The following is a 538-nucleotide window of genomic DNA, read 5'->3' on the forward strand; positions in this document are numbered from 1 at the left end:
CGAACGTCATCTTCAAGCGCATGGTGATTATCCCAAACAGCTAGGTTTGTCAGTTTGGGGTACGGCAACCATGCGAACCGGTGGCGATGATATCGCTCAGGCTTTTGCTCTGATGGGCGTCGAACCTATTTGGGCGCCGGGATCTAACCGTGTTGTTGATTTTAAAGTGCTGAGCACCCAATTGCTGCAACGACCTCGTGTCGATGTGACCTTGCGGGTCTCGGGCTTTTTCAGAGATGCATTTCCTAACGTCATGAAATTATTTGATGCGGCCGTGCAAACGATTGTCGATATCGAAGAACCTGGAAACGAGAACATCATTCAACAGCATGTGTTAGAGCGTATCGATGAACTAACACTGACGGGGTTAAATGCCGATTTGGCTAGAAGGCAGGCGAGTTATCGTGTGTTTGGTAGTAAGCCCGGCGCTTATGGTGCGGGTCTACAGGGCTTGATAGACGAGCGTTGTTGGGAGCAAAAGAGTGATCTAGCCGATGCCTATCTGAATTGGGGTGGCTATGCCTACGGTAACGAGGCG

Annotated in this window: 1 protein-coding gene; it reads left to right on the plus strand. The window is 50.4% G+C overall.

Going from position 1 to position 538, the window contains the following annotated elements:
- On the plus strand, positions 1-538 hold a 538-nt coding region (locus A3761_RS06860), incomplete at both ends, for a cobaltochelatase subunit CobN (RefSeq protein ID WP_197472918.1).

Source organism: Oleiphilus sp. HI0123 (assembly GCF_001635315.1).